Below are 18,669 nucleotides of genomic sequence, written 5' to 3' on the forward strand. Positions count from 1 at the left end.
AACCATAATCGATTATTTAATATTGAAGAATAGATTCTTATTTACCCTCTCGCTGTAACATCGCTGCGTTGTGATTGTTCTGATGATGGTGTCCCAATCGTGATTCAGAGAACCCATTTTACAGCTTCTGAATAAACGTCTGAACGTTCTCTTTTCCCAACTGAAACGACAAAGACAACGACCTTTTCATCAATGACCAGGTAGACGAGGCGATTCGTCTGCTGACCTGAGTCTAATTATTAACATAATTTAATGTAATGTAAGCAAGGTACGATTCTGCCACTAACCCAACACTCAATCTCAATCACTCCCCAAAACAAAACCCACCCATAAGCCTTTCCAATAATTAACCGAAAACATCCCACACATCACAAATTTGCTCAAAAACTATCACTGCCACCAATAGATTCACCCTCACTAATCCGTGACTGAAATCACAATAACCCAGCGAATTATCGCGAATCGGGCACTTTTTGTGGCGCGTATCACTAATGCGGCTGCGATTTCCGTTTCGAAGTGGAAAACAACTCGCTACAAACCTTTAACCTCTGCCGATACCTTAAAAGCCTAACAGCGAAGAGGTACGCAGTGTGAAGAACGGAGCGGTAATGGTTAATGAAGCCGGGAGTACCGAGCAAACGCAGCTTACGGAACGGGTGCTGGCGTTTATCGATACGCTGCTAAAGAACAGAAACATCACACCGAACGCGGTGCAAGTTCAGATGTTGACGTCCCACGTTCGTGCCATGGCACATCGGTCACTGACCGGTGAGCCGCTACCAGAAGTCGAAGAGAGCCTGTTTGATGAAATCTCTGAAGATTCTCTGGTGATGGCAAAAGAGGTAGTGGAACAGTTTGGCAATCTGCCGGTTGAAGAGGCGTGGTTGCTGTCAGTGCATTTCGAAGTCGCGAAAGACAATCTTTGAATAATCAGGAGATAACGATGGAACAAATTACCGTAGTAATTGGCGACCGCCTGGGTAAAGGCCAAAAAGTGGCAGCAGGCATCGAAAAAGCGGGTGGCCGCGCCGTGGTTATTGCAGGCGTTGCCGCTGATATGAAACTGGGTGACGTGATGAAAGCGGAGAACGCCACATTCGGCATCTCCTTCTGCGGCAGTGGCGGTGCAGGTGCCATCACGGCACAAACCAAACACGGCTACAAAGCCAAGTACGGTATGCGCTCAGTGGAAGAGGGCGTCACCGCCATCAACGAAGGTAACAACGTGCTGGGCTTCGGCTTTATGGATAAAGAAGAGCTGGGCGAGCGCCTGGTTCAGGCCTGGGCCAAGAAGTACGGTAAGTGAGTATGAAAGAACACTTCTCCGAAAAGGTGAGAGTGAAAGGGCGCGGCGACACTAAAGCCAAAGCCTTTGCTGACGCCCTGAATCATGTTCAGGGCTCGGTGATGAAATCTTCTCCCCATATTTTGCTGCGCATTGAGCCACAAGATGTGCAGGTTGTTCAGGCGCGAGTCCAGGTGAAGAAAGAGGCCTTTTTGTTCTTCTTTCTCAAGCGCGAGAAACAATTGTTCAGCGTGGAGTTGGATGTTTCGGTCAATGTGACAGCCATTAATATGGACAAAGTAGACTTCATCCCCCAATAAAATCACACAGAAAGGACAGACTGATGTTCTTAATTATATTAATAAAATCGCTGATCATCGGCGGCCTGGTTGGCGTAGGTGTTGGCGCCGGGGCGGCACGTATGTTCCATGCGCCGACCACTCAAGGGATGGGCGCATTTCGTACGCTCGGTGAACTAAACTCTTGTGAGGGTGATCCGGCTTCACACTTCTCTTTTGGTCTGGGCTTCTTCTTTAACGCCTGGGCATCTTCCGTTGCTGCGGGTGCTTTCACGCAGGATGTTGACCACCGCATTATCCCTAACTGGGGTGCGGCCGCGTTAATGCTGAAAAACCGTAACGTTGCCCAAACCCTGCACGACCCGAAAAAGATGGCTTTCGCTTGCGGCATCATCGGCATGATTGTGGTCGCTTTCCTTAACTCCACAGCCTCTGCGGTTCCTGCGGCATTGCAGGTGACGGCGGTAAAAGTGCTGGTTCCGGCGGCTAACTTGCTGGTTAACACCGTGATGCCGGTCATTTTCTGGCTGGCAGCGATTGATGCCGGTAAGAAATCGGGCTTCTGGGCGACGATTTTCGGCGGCTGTGCGCAACTGATTATGGGCAACGCCGTACCAGGCCTGGTGCTGGGCATCTTGATTGGTAAAGGTGTTGAAGAGAGCGGCTGGAACCACGTCACCAAAGTGATGATGGTGGCGATTGTTGCGCTGTTTGTGCTGAGCGGTTTCTTCCGTGGCTTCGATATGAAAATGATCGAATCCTTCCATCTGACCGTGCCGAACTGGCTCGATCTGATTCACAACTCGCTGAGCGGAAAATAAGGAAGCTGTGATGGAAGAAAATAAAGGTTTTTGGTACGCCGACTGGTCTTTCCCGATTTTTGTTGGCCTGCTTTCTTCCGGCGTGTTCGCCGGGACACACATGTACTACCTGTACGGTATCGGCGCATTTAACGAAGTGGCGTTTGTTTCCATGCTGCGCGCCGGGATTGATACCGGCGTGTATGGCGCGGTGGCGGCGTTCGGTGCCAGCTTCCTGTTTGCGCGCATTATTGAAGGTTCGCTGGTCGGTATTCTGGATATCGGCGGCGCGATTCAAACCGGTGTCGGGCTAGGTGTGCCAGCTCTGTTGCTGGGCGCGGGGATTGTCTTCCCGGTAGCCAACTTTGCCGCATCTCTGGTGACGGGGCTGGCGATTGGCATGGCGATTGGTTATGTGATTATTCTGGCGCGTAAATTCACCATCAACCAAAGCAATTCCACCTACGGCGCAGACGTGATGATGGGCGCGGGTAATGCCTCCGGTCGCTTCCTGGGGCCGTTGATTATCCTCAGTGCGATGACCGCATCTATTCCAATCGGTATCGGTTCGCTGGTGGGTTCTCTGCTGTTTTACCTGTGGAACAAGCCGATCACCGGTGGTGCAATTTTGGGTGCGATGCTTCTGGGGGCGTTCTTCCCGATTGCTTTGTAGCCCAGTGGTGGATGACGCTGCGCTTATCCACCCTACAACATCATTCGTAGGGCGGATAAGCAACGCGCCATCCGCCAGTAAGGAGAAAACCATGTTTGATTTAATCCTGCGCAATGCGTGTCTGGTGGACGATACGGTTATCGACATCGCGTTGAAGGATGGAAAAATTGCCGCGCTGGGTGAATTCAGCGGCGAGGCAAAGGAAGAACGCCAGCTCAACGGCGAGTATTACGTCAGCGCAGGCTGGATTGATTCTCACGTTCACTGCTACCAAAAATCCCCGATTTATCACGACGAACCCGACAGCATCGGCATCAACACTGGCGTGACAACCGTGGTGGATGCCGGAAGTACTGGCGCTGACGATATTGACGACTTTTACGCGTTAACGCGCAAGGCGGTGACAGAGGTTTACGCGATACTGAACATCTCCCGCGTTGGGTTGATTGCGCAAAACGAACTGTCAGACATGGCGAATATCGACAAAGCTGCGGTGCGTGATGCGCTACAGCGCCATGAGGGTTTTATCGTCGGCATTAAAGCGCGTATGAGCAGCAGCGTGGTGGGGGCCAACGGCATTAAACCACTGCAACGTGCCAAAGAAATCCAGCGTGAAAACGGTGATCTGCCGCTGATGGTGCACATTGGCAACAACCCGCCGGATCTCGATGAAATCACCGATTTACTGACCACGGGCGATATCATCACCCATTGCTACAATGGCAAACCTAACCGCATTCTGACGCCAGCAGGCGAATTACGCGCCTCGATTGCCAGTGCGATTGCGCGCGGCGTGCGTCTGGATGTCGGCCACGGCACCGCGAGTTTCAGCTTTGAAGTGGCGAAAATCGCCATCAGCAAAGGGATTTTGCCACACACTATCAGCTCCGATATTTACTGCCGCAACCGCATCAATGGCCCGGTACATAGCCTGGCGGTGGTGATGTCAAAATTCCTCTCGATAGGCATGTCGCTGCCACAAGTGATTGATTGTGTTACCTCTCATGCCGCCGATGGCCTGCGCCTGGCAAATAAAGGGCGTTTGACGGTTGGCCTCGATGGTGATCTGACTATCTTTGCCAAACGCCGCCAGCCGACAGTATTTACCGATTCCGAAGATCAGACGCTCGCAGGTGAGCAGTTGCTGGTCGCATTGGCCGTCGTTCGCGCTGGTCAGTGGTTTACAACCGAACAAGGGGAAGAAGAACATGTCTTCGATTTATGAAAAATACAATCTAAAACAAGTGATTAATGCATCTGGCCGTATGACGGCGCTCGGTGTTTCTACCCCGCGTGCGGAAGTGGTCGATGCGGTCACTAATGGTATGAATCATTATTTTGAGATGAAAGACCTGGTGAACAAAACCGGGGACTACATCGCAAATCTGCTGGAAGTGGAAGGGGCGACGGTTGTCTCTTGTGCCTCGGCGGGAATCGCACTGTCCGTAGCGGCGGTACTGGTGAAAGACAACGCCTGGCTGATTGAAAACCTGCACGCTGCACCACTAGAGAACAACGAGATCGTGCTGCCAAAGGGCCACAATGTGAACTTCGGCGCACCGGTTGGCACCATGGTCAATCTCGGTGGTGGCAAAGTTGTGGAAGCGGGTTACGCCAACGAATGTTCGGCCGATCAACTCGCTGCGGCGATTTCCCCGCGCACCGCTGCCATTCTGTATATCAAATCGCACCACTCAGTGCAGAAAAGCATGCTCAGTGTGGAGCAAGCCGCTGTGGTAGCCCGCAAACATAACTTACCACTGATTGTTGATGCGGCTGCCGAAGAAGATTTGCAGTGCTACTACCGTGCGGGTGCGGATCTGGTGATTTATAGCGGTGCCAAAGCCATTGAAGGGCCAACCAGCGGGCTGGTGATTGGCAAGGCGCAATATGTTGAGTGGGTGAAACTGCAAACCGGCGGCATTGGTCGTGCCATGAAAGTGGGCAAAGAAGGCATCCTCGGTTTGACCTGCGCCATTGAACACTATTTAACGGCGGCTAAAGAGAGCGGGGCGCAAATGGTGGAAAAAATGTCGCCATTTATCGACAACCTCAACACCCTTGATGGCATCAGCGCGCGCGTGGTGTGGGACGCCGCTGGCCGTGATATTGCGCGTACGGAAATCAAGTTCGACGAAGCGGTGATTGGTACCAGCACCAGTGAACTGGTGAGTGCGCTTAAGCAAGGCGAGTATGCGATTTTCTTCCGTGGCTACAAAGCCAACGAAGGCATTATTGAAGCTGATGTACGCAGCGTTAGCCCGCAGCAGTTAGAAATTGTTTATCACTGCATTAAAGCGTTGGTCAGCAAGGAGAAACAGGCATGAAATTAGCCCCGAATTTTTATCGTGATCGTGTTTGCCTGAATGTGCTGGCGGGTTCGAAAGAGAACGCTAAAGAGATTTATGACGCGGCAGAAGGCCATGTCTTAGTCGGGGTACTTTCCAAAAACTATCCCGATATTGCTAGTGCCGTTGCGGACATGCGTGAGTATGCGGCATTGATTGAAAATGCACTGTCTGTTGGCCTTGGCGCGGGCGATCCGAACCAGTCGGCGATGGTCAGTGAAATCTCCCGTCAGGTACAACCGCAGCACGTAAACCAGGTGTTTACCGGGGTTGGCACTTCGCGTGCGCTGCTTGGGCAAAGCGAAAGCGTGGTCAATGGCCTGGTTTCGCCAACCGGCACGGTTGGCATGGTGAAAATCTCCACCGGCCCGCTGAGTTCGGGCGCACCGGACGGCATTGTGCCTGTCGAAACCGCGATTAAATTGCTGAAAGATATGGGCGGCAGCTCAATCAAATATTTCCCAATGGGTGGTCTGGAATGCCGCGAGGAGTTTGTAGCGGTTGCTGCTGCTTGTGCGAAGCATGATTTCTGGCTCGAACCAACCGGCGGTATTGATCTCGAAAACTACGAGGAGATCCTCAAGATCGCGCTGGACGCGGGTGTCCGCAAAATCATTCCGCATATTTACAGCTCGATTATTGATAAAGCGAGCGGCAATACGCGTCCGCAAGATGTGCGTACCTTGCTGGAGATGACGAAGAAGTTGGTTGGCTAACACCACCCTCACCCCGGCCCTCTCCCTGAGGGAGAGGGAGAATACCGGACAGTCCCCTCTCCTGGGGGAGAGGGTTAGGGCGCCACATTCGTTAACTCTCAGCCATAATGGAAAGTATCTTTTAACGAAAGGAAACGGCAGTGAGATTCCCGAACCAACGTCTGGCCCAATTGTTTGAGATGCTACAAAACGAAACGCTGCCCCAGGATGAACTGGCGCGGCGCTTATCTGTTTCTACTCGCACGGTGCGCACTGACATTACCGCCTTAAATGCGCTGATGGCCGGGCATGGTGCGCAATTTGTTCTGAATCGCGGCGCAGGCTACCAACTCAATATTGCCGATACAGCCCTCTATCAGGCGCTGGTGCAGCAGCCTTCGCGCCAGTTGCGTATTCCGCGTAACTCGCCTGAGCGGGTGCATTATCTGGTGGCGCGCTTCCTGACCTCTGCATTCTCTTTAAAACTCGAAGACCTGGCCGACGAGTGGTTTGTGAGCCGCGCGACGTTGCAAAGTGATATGGCAGAAGTGCGTGAATGGCTGGCGCGCTACAACCTGGTAATTGAAACTCGTCCGCGCCACGGTATGAAGTTGTTTGGTAGTGAAATGTCGGTGCGCGCCTGCCTTACTGAACTGCTCTGGCAATTGAGCCAGGAAGACAGCGACAACCCGCTGTTAACCGAAGAAGCATTGAATGCTGGGGTGCCAGAACAACTGGCAGCGGAACTACACAACTGTTTTACGCGCTGTCGAATCCGGCTGACGGATGAAGGCGAGCAGTTTATTCGTTTGTACTGTGCTGTTGCAGTGCGTCGTATTAGCGAAGGCTACCCATTGCCGGAGTTTAGCGCCGACGATGTCGACGAAGCTGTACGTGAAGCCGCGCGGCAAATCACCGCGTTGTTACAGACGCTGGCCGGTAAACCGCTCTCTGAAGCTGAAGAACAGTGGCTGCAAGTGCATATCGCTTCACGTCAGGTACAAGAAGTAGCTCCGAGCGCCATTAGTGCCGACGATGACGAAGCGCTGGTGAACTATATTCTGAGTTTTATCAACAACAACTATAACTACAACCTACTGAGTGATAAGCAGTTACACGCGGATTTGCTCACGCATATCAAAACTATGATCACCCGCGTGCGTTATCAGATAAACATCCCTAACCCGTTGCTTGGCAACATCAAACAGCACTATCCCATGGCGTATGACATGACGCTGGCGGCGGTGTCGAGCTGGGGGAAGTACACGCCTTTTGTGATCAGCGAAAACGAAATTGGTTTCCTGGTGCTGCATATCGGTGTCGGGCTGGAGCGCCACTACAACATTGGCTATCAGCGTAACCCGCGTGTGCTGCTGGTTTGCGATACCGGTAATTCCACGGTGCGCATGATTCAGGCGATGTTGCTGCGCAAATATCCGCAAATCGAGGTCAGACGTATCATTTCGCTACGCGACTACGAACAGCTCGAAAGCGTTGAGGAAGATTTTGTTATCTCTACCGCCAGAGTTACCGATAAAGCAAAGCCTACCGTGGTCGTCGCCCCGTTCCCGACGGAGTACCAGCTAGAACAGTTGGGTAAGCTGGTGCTGGTGGACAGAACGCGCCCGTACATGCTGGATAAATTCTTCGATGCCAGCCATTTCCGGGTGATTGACGAGCCAATGACACAGCAGGAGTTGTTCCGCACGCTCTGCCAGCAGCTTGAGCAAGAGGGCGTTGTCGGAGCTGAGTTTTATCCGTCAGTGGTCGAACGCGAAGCGATTGTTAGTACCGTGTTGGGCGAGGGCATCGCGCTTCCGCACTCATTGGGGCTGATGGCGAATAAAACCGTGGTCTACACCGTGCTTGCGCCGCAGGGCATCAGTTGGGGCGATGAAACAGCACACGTCATTTTCTTACTGGCAATCAGTAAAAGCGAGTACGAGGAGGCGATGGCGATTTACGATCTGTTTGTCACTTTCCTGCGTGAAAGGGCGATGCCGAGGCTGCGTGATAGCAAGAATTTTGAGGAGTTTAAAGCGGTGGCGATGGATTGTTTGAGCCGGTTTTAGCGGGGAAATTCCCTCTCCTGGGGGAGAGGGTTAGGGTGAGGGCAGAAATTACTTCAGAATCGTAAACGCAGTCGTCACATGCTTAACGTCACTAACCCGGCTGGCAATATCTGCCGCAGCCTTGGCTTCCCGCTCGGTCACCAGACCTAACAAGAACACTTCGCTATTCTCTGTCGTGACTTTCACACTGGTTGATTTCACCTGGTCGCTTGCCAGCAATTGCGAACGCACTTTAGTGGTAATCCAGGTATCTGATGAAGCGGTACCCAGGCCGATTGGCGCCATTTGGCGGATTTCGTTGTACACCTCGGTGGTGCCATCAACGCCCAGCGCAATTTGTTTGGCTCGGGCTGCGAGTTCAGTATTTGGTGCCTGGCCGACTAACAGGACTTTGCCCTGATAGGTAGAGACATTAATTCGTGCTTCTTTCTTGATTTGTGCGTCTTTGTTCAGAGCGCTACTGACGTTCAGCTCCAGCGTGCCATCGTCAACCTGAGTACCGACTGTGCGCGGATCTGTCGCAGTTTTCGTGGCGACAGCAGCGGTACCCACTACTGCAGCAGCAACACAACCTTGTAGAAGTAACGCAGTAATAAGGACTGCAAGTGGCTTATAGGCCTTCATCTGTACTCCTTAATCGTCCTGGTGAGGGAATAACGTATTATCAATCAGATCGCACAAGCAGTTTACCGTCAACATGTGCATTTCCTGAATGCGCGCGCTGCGATGAGAAGGGATGCGAATTTCAACATCCTGTGGCCCTAATAAACCAGCCAACTCCCCGCCGTCATAGCCAGTCAATGCCACGATAGTCATATCACGCGTCACGGCGGCTTCTACCGCTTTGACGATATCACGACTGTTGCCGCGGGTTGAAATCGCGAGCAGGATGTCGCCGGTATGACCAAGCGCACGTACTTGTTTCGCATACACTTCATCGTGTAAACGATCATTTGTGATAGCGGTTAAGACCACATTATCGGCGTTAAGTGCAATGGCAGGTAAACTCGGGCGCTCGGTTTCAAAGCGGTTGATCATACTGGCGGCAAAGTGCTGGGCGTTAGCCGCAGAGGTGCCGTTACCACAGCACAGAATTTTATTGCCATTGAGCAGTGACTGAACCAGTGTCATTGCTGCACGGGAGATAGCATCTGGCAGAGCTTCAGCTGCGGCAATCTGGGTTTGAATACTTTCCGTGAAGCAGGCTTTGATTCTTTCGAGCACGTTTATTTACCTGGTTACTTTAAAAATCTGCGGTGAACGCGTTGGTTAACCACTCTATTTCATTGCCGGTGAAGGCTAACACATCGAAACGGCAATCCACAGTATCAAAACTTCCTGATGTGCCGGCTAGCCAATACCGGGCAGCTTGTAATAACTTTTGTTGCTTACGTGGTGTGACGCTGGCGGCGGCATCACCAAAGTGGTTAGAGCGCCGGTAGCGTACTTCCACAAAGACGATAACGGTGCCGTGTCGCATGATGAGGTCGATTTCGCCACCGCGAGAATGCACGTTGGCGGCCATGAAACGCAGTCCTTTGCGTTCAAGAAAATGGCGCGCCGCTAATTCGTAGCGCGCGCCAGTTTGTTGACGTGTCAGGACGCGGGAACGATTTGACCCTGACTGAATTGCAGCCAATTTAACTTCCTGTTAATGACACAATCTGGATTTGAAGACAGCGTACCTGTGTTGCCATTGACCTGATAACCCGGTACCTGGCGGATTTGCGAGAAGTGATTTGCCAGAGACCAGGCATCGACACCCATCGCGTACAGACGCGCCAGCGAGTAATCGTTATGCACGCTGCTCAGCGCCTGCTGCATCATCGACGGGTTGTTACCGGCAAGCATTGGGATTTCACTGAACTGCAAACCATCCATTTCCAGACGGAAATCCGGGCCGTTCACGCCCTGTGAGCTGCGCGAGCTGGCATACAGTTGCGCTGGACTGCGGCTTCCGGTACGCATGGCAATCATCGGTTTGATCAACGCGACTTCATCTGGCGTTGCCACGATATAAGCTGCATCAACGCCGCCGGAGGTGCCTGCGGTAATTTGTGCGTCAGTCGGTGGTGGTGGGATAGTCAGCCCGCCGATGGTCACACCTTCCGGTTGAGCGGATGCTGGGGTGACTGGAGAACCTGTTAATGCGATGCCAGAACCGCTATTAATGCCTTGTTTGAGTTCGGCAACGGAGCCAAATTTCTGTTGCAGAACAGTACCGCCACCTAACTTCATCCATTCTTCAGCGAAGGCCTTAGTGACGCGATCACCCAGCGCATTGCGCGGGACCAATAACAGCGGTGCACGATGGCCTTGTTGCCAGATATGGCCAGCTGCATCACGGGCTTCATCTTCTGGCGACAGTGCGAAGTAACAGATATTGGCACGATTCTGCACTTTCTCTGGCTGGTTGAGCGCCAAAATGTTCAGTGGCGAAGTGCTGTTTGCTAACTCATCGACATTGTTTTTCAACAACGGGCCGACAACGATAGTCGCGCCATCTTGCTGGGCTTGCGCCAGTATCTGTGCCAGTGGCTGCGTGGTGGTGTCGTAGACTTTGATTTCAGCGGATGGATTCGCTGGAGCCGCTGCTGCTGATTGTACTTGCGGTGCAGATTGCGGCACTGGCGTTGGTTGTGCAGCATCTGCCGCTGGCTGTTGCGTTAAGTCATCAACCGATGCGGCTGACGGGCTCGCCACCATGTTGGCATCAGTTGGCTGCGGTAAGGCAGCCTGGGTGGTATCGACAGGTTGTGCGTTGGTATCTGGAGTTGTGGCAGGAGCCGTAGATTGCGCCACCGGAGCCGAACCCATGTTTTTCGCCGCTTCAAAACCTTGTTGAATCGTGCGACCAAAAACCGCCGCCTGGCCGCTTAATGGCAGCAGAAGGGCAATTTTGTTCGTCGAAGCCGCTTTGTAGTTCTGCATATTGCTTAACTGAGTCGGCAGCGTTTTTGCACCCGGATTCTGCGGGTAACGCGTTTGCCAGTCTTTAATACCGGCTTTCAGCATTTCAGGATCGTTACGGTTGTCATTCCACACGCGTTGCAGATCCAGCCAACCTTGCAGCGTGTTTTCGTCAGCATTGATGACCAGTGAATTCATCTGCTCTGGCGTCATCTGAGATAATGCCTGCCAGGTACCGTCGATATTTTTCTGATGCGCAGGGCCGGTCAAGATAGGCTCCTGGGCAATATAAGCACGCAGCAGCTCCAGCGACGCACGATTCTGGCTGGCGTCGATAACAGACTGGTAATAGCGGGCCTGCTGGTTTTTGCTCAATTCTGCCGGATTGATTTTGGCGAGCGCGGCGTTCGCGGCGGCGTAATCTTTCTGCGCGACTCTGATTTCAGGCACCAGCAGCTGTTGTTCACGACGCTGTTCGTCATTCATCTCTTTGGGTAGCTGGTTGTAGAGATCAACGGCTTGCTGAGTTTTGCCTTCTTTTACCAGCGCATGAATGGCGAGTAATTGCCAGGTGGTCTTGCTATCATCAGCGCTCTGCTGCATTTGCTGCAGGTAATACGCTGAATCGGCAGTCGCTTCGCCCTGCATATGCGCGGTCGACTGGTCTGGTGCTTTAGTAGTAGTACAGCCGGCAAAGAACAGCGCGGCCAGCACAACCGGCAGACAGCGCCCGGCTTTAGAACGAATAAATTTAGACGGTACCATTCTGTATCCAGTGTAATTTTTATCTCAGTGTTCAATATTAAATCGGCAATACGGATGAAACAATGAAACAACTCGAATCGGCGGCTATTTCTGCCAGCACGCTCTACATCGTTCCGACACCCATCGGTAACCTCGGCGATATCACACAGCGGGCGTTAACCGTGTTGCAAAGCGTTGACCTGATTGCCGCTGAAGATACTCGCCATACCGGCTTACTGCTGCAACATTTCGCCATTAATGCGCGATTGTTCGCATTGCACGATCATAACGAGCAACAAAAATCAGAAACTTTGCTGGCTAAGCTAAAAGAAGGGCAAAGCATTGCGTTAGTTTCTGATGCAGGAACGCCATTAATTAACGACCCTGGTTATCATTTGGTACGAACTTGTCGCGAAGCGGGTATTCGCGTGGTTCCGTTGCCAGGCCCATGTGCCGCTATTGCTGCATTAAGTGCGGCGGGTTTACCTTCCGACCGCTTCTGCTATGAAGGTTTTCTGCCTGCCAAATCTAAAGGCCGTCGCGACGCACTCAAAGCGATTGAGCAAGAACCGCGTACGCTTATCTTCTACGAGTCTACACATCGCCTGCTCGATAGTTTAGACGATATCTGCGCTGTGCTCGGTGAATCGCGCTATGTGGTGCTGGCGCGTGAGTTGACCAAGACCTGGGAATCGATTCACGGCGCGCCGATTGGTGAGCTGGCGGCATGGGTTAAAGAAGACGAAAACCGCCGTAAAGGTGAAATGGTACTGATCGTCGAAGGCTTTAAAGCGCCAGCCGATGACGCACTGCCAGCCGATGCACTGCGCACGTTGGCACTGTTGCAAACCGAACTGCCACTGAAAAAAGCAGCGGCTCTGGCGGCTGAAATTCACGGCGTGAAGAAAAATGCGCTGTATAAATATGCGTTAGAAAACAGCGAGAAGTAACGTTTTTCGAGAAGCCTCGCACTCTCTTGTTACAGGTATCACTATTGTTAGTATGGTTTTAATAAGCGATGGTAGTTTGCTCATACTTTAGTCTGTTCAGGATGAGCAAATTATGCCGGTGTTGTATCAGGGAGATTCAAACATGATTCTTTACCCTATCAGCTATAGCCCTTCCGCTCTTGAGCGAGCATTTGATGTGTCCGGCACTACCGATATTCTTGGTGTGCCTGCATTGATTGTGCTGCGAAAGGATAAAACGGCTGCGGCAATTGTTTATGCAGAACCCTCACAGGAAGAAAATGGTGAATTGCGCCATCTTGTCGCCGCTAAACTGGATTTGATTCCGCGTAAAAGCACGAACCAGAATGAATCTATTCTGGCGGTTAAGCGCTATTGGGAATCTAAAGCAGTTTTGCAGGTTGAGGGTGTTGTGGTTGATAGATCTGTGCAAGATACCCGAGTAGCGACAACGCTTTATGAGCATTTGATCGTTGAAAAGGGACTGATCCTGATGAGCGATCATGATCAATATATTGGCGGTCAGAATATCTGGAAACGCATCGCCAGGGTGTCTAAAAAAATTGATGTATTTATCCTTGATACGGAAAGCGGGCGTTTTTACCCTTATGACGGTGAACGCACTCGTTACGACTGTGAAAGTATTCCCGAGTCAGAAATCTGGAGTCTTGCGCCCGATGAATCCCGCCGGGGTATCGTGCTGGTGGCTGAACGAGCGGCTGATTAATTCCTGGTCGGGTAACGTTTACGGTTACCCGACCAGGAAAACAGGTTTGTCTGCACCCGCTACCAGCGATTGTATTTTGTGAACCTCAACAATCTATCTTCGCCTTCTGGCTACTCAGCATCTTTAATCATGGCATCTATTTCCAACTGTATGTCATAGCGGGGATCGTTGCCTTTCGGGTTTTAGCCAAACCCTTTTTTAACTGTGACATTGATAATCGTATTGTTTGCGCATACGGTCTATTGCCTGTTCCAACCAATACCGCTGGGTGCCAAAATTAATACGTATATAATTTTCACCGTTCTGTACGTAATGGCTACCATCCTCAATAATGACTCCAGCGTGGTGGGCGAAATGGTTAACCCATTGCGTTGCACTCATTGTGCTTTCGCTTACATCAATCCAGGCCAGATATGAGGATTCAGGAGTCATCATTTTCCATTGAGGAAAATGTAGGACTACCGCATCAGTAAGAAATTGAGCGTTGTTGCGCAGGTAAACATTGAGTTCATTCAACCAGGGTCTTCCGTGCTGGTAAGCAAGAATAAGTCCCCATATACCAAATATATTGGGAGAGGTAATTGAATTTTTTTCCAACTGCTGGCGGAATCTTTTCCTCAACGTTTTATCCGGAATAATGGAATAAGATGTTTTCAGGCCACCTAAGTTAAATGCTTTGTTTGGCGAAGTGAGCAAAATAAGATTGTCCAGTTCGGTACAGCCTGATGCCAGGCAGCTGATAAATTTACCTTCCAGAAGATGTTCAGCATGTACCTCGTCGACCACGAGGATAACGCCGTGGCGTTTACACAAATCGGAAACCTGACGTATTTCTTCTTTGTTCCAGATCCGGCCCGAAGGATTATGTGGGGAGCAGAAAAACCACATTTTGGGCCGATGGGTTATTATCTGGTCTTCGACTAAAGAAAAATCAATGATATAGCGACCATGTTCTATTTTGAGCGGGTTTGCCAGAACACTCACTCCCTGACGCTGAGCCGCCATAGCAAAAGGATCATATACCGGCGTATTCATCATTACGCAATCGCCCTGTTGGCAGAAGGCTTGCACGGCATAATGTAACGTTGATACGGTGCCATAAGTAAGCGTAATCCAGTCGCGTTCTACCGCAACATGATGGCTTTCGCGCTGGAAAGTTATCACCGCGTCGTAAAATTCATCAAAGCAAGATGTGTAGCCGAAAGTACCGTGCTGCACGATGCGCTGGAACCCTTCAATTACCGCAGGCGGAGCACTGAAATCCATATCGGCAATCCATAAAGGGATAAAGTCTTCAGGGACTTCACCGAATCGTGAACAGACGAACCGATGATCCCATTTCCGACATTTATCGTTTTTACGCTCAATGATCTTATCAAAATCGAACATAGTGACTCCTCTATTATATTAAGGCTTCAATGCCAGTTTTTACGGTTTGCACCTGCGGCCCGATGATGACCTGAACACTATGAGCATCGAGTACGACAACCGACAGTGCTCCTGCTTCTTTTAACTGTTGTTTATTAACCCTGGTCATATCTTTTACAACCAGACGTAAGCGAGTAATACAATTATCAAGAGATTCGATATTTTCCTTGCCACCTAATGCCGCCAGAATAACGCCATGATCATATTTTGACTTTCCGCGAGCTTTGGCATTTGCAGTAACCGATTGGGATGTGTTCTCTGTGTTATCTTCGCGGCCAGGGGTTTTAATATCGTGTTTGAGGATATACCAACGGAAGACAAAGAAATATGTAGCAAACCAGATAATGCCGACTGGGAAGACTAAATACCATTTTGTGGACATTCCCTGCATTACGCCGAAAATCAGTAAATCCAGAATCCCCCCATCCGTGTTACCGATAGTTACGCCTAGCAATGCCATTACCATCAGTGCTAACCCAGACATGACGATATGGAATACATACAGTGCGGGGGCAATAAACAGAAATAGAAACTCAATCGGTTCGGAGATACCGGTTATTACGGAAACCAATACACCAGATATGAGCAGGCCTTTAATAATATGGCGATTTTCTGGTTTTGCTGTCCTGTATATAGCAAAGGCTACGGCGGGTAAACCGAAAATAAAGGTCGGCATAAACCCTTGTGATAAGAAAGCGGTGACATGGGGGCTAAAAGGCAAACCGGCTTTAAGCTCTGCATAGAAAATGTTTAATGCGCCAGCGATTTCCTGACCATTTATAAATTCTGTCCCACCCGCTGGTGTAAAACGGACCATGGCCAGCAAGATATGATGAAGACCAAATGGTTTCAATAAAAGCACGCCTACGCCATACAAGAACGGCCCAAAAACATCGGTGCTTTGAATGATATGGCCAATACCTGCAATACCCATTGCTACATAGGTCCAGAGTATTGGAATAAACAGGCCGACCAGAGAAAGCGTTAATGAAGTAATGATCGGGACAAAACGGATACCGCTAAAAAAAGCGAAAGCATCGTGCAGTACGGTGTCCTGAAATCGTTCATGCAGAAAATAGGTAATGACGCCCACCACAATGCCACCCAGCACACCCATTTCCAGCGTCTGGATCCCGAGCACCATAGATTGACCGACTTGTTTCATTGTTGCAGCGTCAGCGAGTTGGTGGGTGGCGCTCAGATAATAATTTATGCTCATATTCATCAGCATATATCCGACAAAACCTGAAAAGGCACCAACTGCTTTATTTCTTTTGGCCATCCCAAATGGAATGGCTATGGCAAACATTACTGGTAAATAGGTAAATGCAAACCCACCAACCATACTAATAAAACCAAATACTAATTGAGTAAATTCACCACCGAGAAATGGAAAGCTTTTAATTGTGGAGGGGCTTGTTACTGAACTACCAACACCTAATAATAATCCCATAAAAGCGAGCAGGGATACTGGGAACATAAAAGTTTTACCGAGACTTTGGAAGAATTCCCACAAGCTGGATTTGAACGACTTGTCCTTGGTCATATAGGGCACTCCTTAATTTCAATCAGTATAGTGACAAGGTCATGAAGAGTTAACCATGACCTTTGATATATTTGAGGTGTGTTCTTTTTGTTTTTTTAAAATATTTTGAATATAGAATTAATCAACTGATATTAATTGTAATTTACTGTAGGACTTACAGACGTTAATTTTACTTCTTACCACCTCTTTCATGGCGTCCATTCCGACACGCATGTAATAGCGGGGATCATTGCCTTCCGGATTTTCGGCAAACCATTTTTTAACCGCTGCGGCAAAGGCGATTTTTAATTCGGTAGCAACATTCACTTTGCACACGCCCAACTCAATGGCACGTCTGACATATTCATCCGGAACATCACTGGCACCGTGCAGAACTAACGGTATATCCACAACTTCGCGAATTTCAGCCAGGCGCTGGAAATCGATTTTTGGGCGTTTGGTATAAAGGCCATGGGCAGTGCCAATGGCAACTGCAAGGCTATCGATGCCGGTGAGTTCGACGAAATGGCGTGCTTCTTGTGGATCGGTGAGGAAAGCGCTTTCTTCATCCACATCCATATCGTCTTCCACCCCGCCAAGGCGACCTAATTCGGCTTCGACGCTGCAATCGCTACGGTGGCAAAAATCGACCACTGACTTCACCAGCCGTACGTTTTCTGCCAGGGGGAAGTGACTGCCGTCAATCATGGCGCTGCGCACGCCAGCATTCACCTTGCGGCTGATATCGGCCAGCGATTCATGGTGATCCAGATGCAGCGCCAGCGGCATGTCGTAGCTTTCGGAGTAGGCTTTGCACAGCGCGTAGATCTCTTCAAACGCAATATGTTTAAAGGTGCCTGGCGTGCCCGCAAGAATGACCGGAGACTGCATCTCTTTGCAGACTTCCAGAATCGCCTGGATAGTTTCGGCGTTATGAATATTAAACGCAGGTACGGCGTAACCTCGGGCCTGCGCATCTTGCAGAAGATATTTAGTGGAAATAATACTCATGTTGTAATCCTCTCAGCCTTTCCACGGATGAATAATCACACCTTTCACAACACGGTTAACCGTGCCGGTGGCAGATGGCGTGTCAGGGGTAATGCCTGCTTTGATTGATTCGGTCAGTGCGAAAATCTGGGCATACATCAGGAAGCAGAAAGCCTGCTCGACATCGATAAAATCGCGGGAAGGGGGCAGCCAGATGTGCGGCCCGGCTTCGACTTCTGGACACGGTGAAGCGCAGATAGCCACAACGCGTAGCGCCTGTTGATCACGACGCAGTTCAGCCAGTAAATCGAGATCGTACTGGCGTGTGTACGGGTGGCTTGAGACAAAGACCACGACTAACGTTTCGTTATTGACCAGCGATTTTGGACCGTGGCGGAAACCCGTTGGGGAGTCATAAAACGCGGCTAATTTTCCTGCCGTTAGCTCCAGAACTTTCAGCGCGGATTCGCGTGCCACACCTTGTAAACCCCCACTGCCGAGGTACACGATGCGTTTGAAAGGGAGGTCGCCAAATACGCTTTCGCTAAGGTCGCATTGCGAGGCAATAATTTGCTCGCAGCGTTCGGCAACATCCTGGAAAGTGGCGCTGTTGATGACATCGGGCGCAAACACCGCAAGGCAACTCGCCATCATGGTGGTAATGCTGCTGGTCATCGCGAAACCGCGGTCGTGGGTTTCTGGTGGCATCAACAATGCCAGCGAATTGCCACTGGTCGCCGCGTTTTGATACAGGCTGCCGGCTTCGTTACAGGTGATGACCAGATGGTAACAATCCTTCACGACCTGGTTGACTAAATCGACCGCCGCCACGCTTTCTGGGCTGTTGCCTGAGCGTGCAAACGAAACCAGTAGCGTCGGCTCTTGCTCGGTTAAATAGTCCACCGGATTGGTCACGAGGTCGGTGGTCGGCACGGCAACAAAGTTTTTCCCGGTGTGGTGCGAAAGCCATGGCGTAATAATGTCGCCAATAAACGCGGAGGTTCCTGCACCCGTCAGGATGATTTTTAATGAGGTGTTTTGTAACAAAGGCGCCAGGAACGCGTCGATGTTGCTACGTTGATGGCCAATATTTTTTAGTGACTGGATCCAGCTTGCCGGTTGTTGGCGGATCTCTTTTTCAGTCCAGGTTGATGTGCCGGAAAGACAGGCAGATTGGGTTTCGCTCATAACTCAGTCCTTAGCAG

Annotated in this window: 19 protein-coding genes and 1 pseudogene; 11 read left to right on the plus strand and 9 right to left on the minus strand. The window is 50.6% G+C overall.

Features of this window, described 5'->3' with window-relative positions; all coding sequences use genetic code 11:
- Window positions 1-104: 104 nt before the first annotated feature.
- A pseudogene (locus MES37_RS18255) lies at window positions 105-212 on the minus strand (type II toxin-antitoxin system mRNA interferase toxin, RelE/StbE family); the annotation flags it as partial.
- 396 nt (window positions 213-608) lie between these two features.
- Between MES37_RS18255 and MES37_RS18260 the strand changes: the two are divergent.
- From MES37_RS18260 to MES37_RS18300, 9 genes are all read left to right on the plus strand, one after another.
- Window positions 609-926, plus strand: a complete 318-nt coding sequence (locus tag MES37_RS18260; protein ID WP_064540536.1) for a glycine dehydrogenase — start codon at window positions 609-611, stop codon at window positions 924-926.
- A 17-nt stretch (window positions 927-943) separates the two neighbouring features.
- The gene (locus tag MES37_RS18265; protein ID WP_064540533.1) at window positions 944-1,306 is read left to right on the plus strand and encodes an SFCGS family glycine-rich protein; all 363 of its coding nucleotides are present in this window, start codon (window positions 944-946) and stop codon (window positions 1,304-1,306) included.
- Window positions 1,307-1,308: 2 nt separating this feature from the next.
- The gene (locus MES37_RS18270; RefSeq protein ID WP_064540530.1) at window positions 1,309-1,605 is read left to right on the plus strand and encodes a DUF4312 family protein; all 297 of its coding nucleotides are present in this window, start codon (window positions 1,309-1,311) and stop codon (window positions 1,603-1,605) included.
- 23 nt (window positions 1,606-1,628) lie between these two features.
- Window positions 1,629-2,405 carry a DUF4311 domain-containing protein gene (locus MES37_RS18275; protein WP_064540527.1) on the plus strand — a complete coding sequence of 259 codons (777 nt, stop codon included), beginning with the start codon at window positions 1,629-1,631 and terminating at the stop codon, window positions 2,403-2,405.
- 10 nt (window positions 2,406-2,415) lie between these two features.
- Window positions 2,416-3,057, plus strand: coding sequence for a DUF4310 family protein (locus MES37_RS18280; RefSeq protein WP_237932284.1), 642 nt, complete (start codon window positions 2,416-2,418; stop codon window positions 3,055-3,057).
- 91 nt (window positions 3,058-3,148) lie between these two features.
- On the plus strand, window positions 3,149-4,282 hold the full coding sequence (locus MES37_RS18285) for an amidohydrolase/deacetylase family metallohydrolase (RefSeq protein ID WP_064540521.1): 1,134 nt from the start codon (window positions 3,149-3,151) through the stop codon (window positions 4,280-4,282).
- Window positions 4,266-5,384 (plus strand): DgaE family pyridoxal phosphate-dependent ammonia lyase, encoded by a 1,119-nt coding sequence (locus MES37_RS18290; protein ID WP_064540518.1) that lies wholly within the window; start codon window positions 4,266-4,268, stop codon window positions 5,382-5,384. The genes MES37_RS18285 and MES37_RS18290 overlap by 17 nt, the downstream gene beginning before the upstream one ends.
- The gene (gene dagF, locus MES37_RS18295; RefSeq protein ID WP_064540515.1) at window positions 5,381-6,121 is read left to right on the plus strand and encodes a 2-dehydro-3-deoxy-phosphogluconate aldolase; all 741 of its coding nucleotides are present in this window, start codon (window positions 5,381-5,383) and stop codon (window positions 6,119-6,121) included. Before MES37_RS18290 ends, dagF begins: the two co-directional genes overlap by 4 nt.
- A 140-nt stretch (window positions 6,122-6,261) precedes the next feature.
- Window positions 6,262-8,172: a BglG family transcription antiterminator gene (locus tag MES37_RS18300; protein ID WP_121814435.1), complete on the plus strand. Its 1,911-nt coding sequence runs from the start codon at window positions 6,262-6,264 to the stop codon at window positions 8,170-8,172.
- A gap of 48 nt (window positions 8,173-8,220) precedes the next feature.
- Here the strand turns inward: MES37_RS18300 and dolP are convergent, their stop codons facing one another.
- The 4 genes from dolP to MES37_RS18320 are packed head-to-tail and all read right to left on the minus strand — an operon-like array spanning window position 8,221 to window position 11,847.
- Entirely contained in the window at window positions 8,221-8,796 is a 576-nt protein-coding gene (dolP, locus tag MES37_RS18305; protein WP_064540510.1) for a division/outer membrane stress-associated lipid-binding lipoprotein, read from the minus strand.
- Between the two features lie 9 nt (window positions 8,797-8,805).
- Window positions 8,806-9,396 (minus strand): DnaA initiator-associating protein DiaA, encoded by a 591-nt coding sequence (diaA, locus tag MES37_RS18310; protein WP_064540507.1) that lies wholly within the window; start codon window positions 9,394-9,396, stop codon window positions 8,806-8,808.
- Between the two features lie 19 nt (window positions 9,397-9,415).
- Window positions 9,416-9,811, minus strand: a complete 396-nt coding sequence (locus MES37_RS18315) for a YraN family protein (protein ID WP_237932286.1) — start codon at window positions 9,809-9,811, stop codon at window positions 9,416-9,418.
- The gene (locus MES37_RS18320) at window positions 9,769-11,847 is read right to left on the minus strand and encodes a penicillin-binding protein activator (RefSeq protein WP_237932288.1); all 2,079 of its coding nucleotides are present in this window, start codon (window positions 11,845-11,847) and stop codon (window positions 9,769-9,771) included. The genes MES37_RS18315 and MES37_RS18320 overlap by 43 nt, the downstream gene beginning before the upstream one ends.
- 62 nt (window positions 11,848-11,909) lie before the next feature.
- Between MES37_RS18320 and rsmI the strand changes: the two genes are divergently transcribed.
- The gene (gene rsmI, locus MES37_RS18325; protein ID WP_064540497.1) at window positions 11,910-12,776 is read left to right on the plus strand and encodes a 16S rRNA (cytidine(1402)-2'-O)-methyltransferase; all 867 of its coding nucleotides are present in this window, start codon (window positions 11,910-11,912) and stop codon (window positions 12,774-12,776) included.
- A 142-nt stretch (window positions 12,777-12,918) separates the two neighbouring features.
- Window positions 12,919-13,521 (plus strand): hypothetical protein, encoded by a 603-nt coding sequence (locus MES37_RS18330; RefSeq protein ID WP_162303017.1) that lies wholly within the window; start codon window positions 12,919-12,921, stop codon window positions 13,519-13,521.
- 198 nt (window positions 13,522-13,719) lie between these two features.
- On the opposite strand, the gene MES37_RS18335 is transcribed toward MES37_RS18330, so the two are convergent.
- From MES37_RS18335 to MES37_RS18350, 4 genes are all read right to left on the minus strand, one after another.
- Window positions 13,720-14,910 (minus strand): MalY/PatB family protein, encoded by a 1,191-nt coding sequence (locus MES37_RS18335; protein ID WP_237932290.1) that lies wholly within the window; start codon window positions 14,908-14,910, stop codon window positions 13,720-13,722.
- Between the two features lie 13 nt (window positions 14,911-14,923).
- Entirely contained in the window at window positions 14,924-16,495 is a 1,572-nt protein-coding gene (gene malX, locus MES37_RS18340; RefSeq protein ID WP_237932292.1) for a maltose/glucose-specific PTS transporter subunit IIBC, read from the minus strand.
- Between the two features lie 117 nt (window positions 16,496-16,612).
- The gene (gene kbaY / locus MES37_RS18345; RefSeq protein ID WP_237932294.1) at window positions 16,613-17,485 is read right to left on the minus strand and encodes a tagatose-bisphosphate aldolase subunit KbaY; all 873 of its coding nucleotides are present in this window, start codon (window positions 17,483-17,485) and stop codon (window positions 16,613-16,615) included.
- A 12-nt stretch (window positions 17,486-17,497) separates the two neighbouring features.
- Window positions 17,498-18,652: an SIS domain-containing protein gene (locus MES37_RS18350; RefSeq protein ID WP_064540477.1), complete on the minus strand. Its 1,155-nt coding sequence runs from the start codon at window positions 18,650-18,652 to the stop codon at window positions 17,498-17,500.
- Window positions 18,653-18,669 lie beyond the last annotated feature (17 nt).

The organism is Buttiauxella sp. S19-1 (assembly GCF_022134725.1).
GTDB classification, from domain to species: Bacteria; Pseudomonadota; Gammaproteobacteria; order Enterobacterales; family Enterobacteriaceae; genus Buttiauxella; species Buttiauxella ferragutiae.